General features: G+C 40.4%; 1 protein-coding gene. It reads left to right on the top strand.

What is annotated here, in order from left to right:
- Nucleotides 1-38: 38 nt before the first annotated feature.
- Nucleotides 39-606, top strand: a 568-nt coding sequence (locus H3T96_RS14605; protein ID WP_260846894.1) for a tail fiber protein, incomplete at its 3' end; no start/stop codon positions are given.

Here is a 606-nt window from a genome sequence, read left to right as displayed (position 1 = left end):
CCAATCATCCCGGTGCCACGACAAAATCAAAGGGCTTTGTGCAGTTAAATTCATCCACTGATTCTAATCTTGAAAACCAAGCGGCTACGCCATTAGCAGTCAAAAAAGCGTATGACACAGCAAGCGAAGCGACAAAAAAAGCTAATGATTTAATGGCTGCTCATGAAAAGTCAACTAATCACCCAAATGCCACCACTAAATCAAAGGGCTTTGTGCAGTTAAATTCGTTCACTGATTCTAATCTTGAAAACCAAGCGGCCACGCCACTAGCAGTCAAAAAAGCGTATGACACAGCAAGCGAAGCAGCAAAAAAAGCTAATGATTTAATGGCTGCTCATGAAAAGTCAATTAATCACCCAAATGCCACTATAAGCTCAAAGGGATTTGTCCAATTAAATTCATCCATTGATTCTAATCTTGAAAACCAAGCCGCAACACCATTAGCTGTTAAGAAAACATATGACTTGGCAAATGGCGCGGTAAAAAAGGCTAATGATTTAATGGCTGCTCATGAAAAATCTACCAATCATCCCGGTGCCACGACAAAATCAAAGGGCTTTGTGCAGTTAAATTCATCCACTGATTCTAATCTTGAAAACCAAGCGG

It is taken from the genome of Gilliamella sp. W8136 (assembly GCF_016101285.1).
GTDB lineage: Bacteria > Pseudomonadota > Gammaproteobacteria > Enterobacterales > Orbaceae > Gilliamella > Gilliamella apicola_N.
This window is presented reverse-complemented; position numbering and strand designations above follow the sequence as displayed.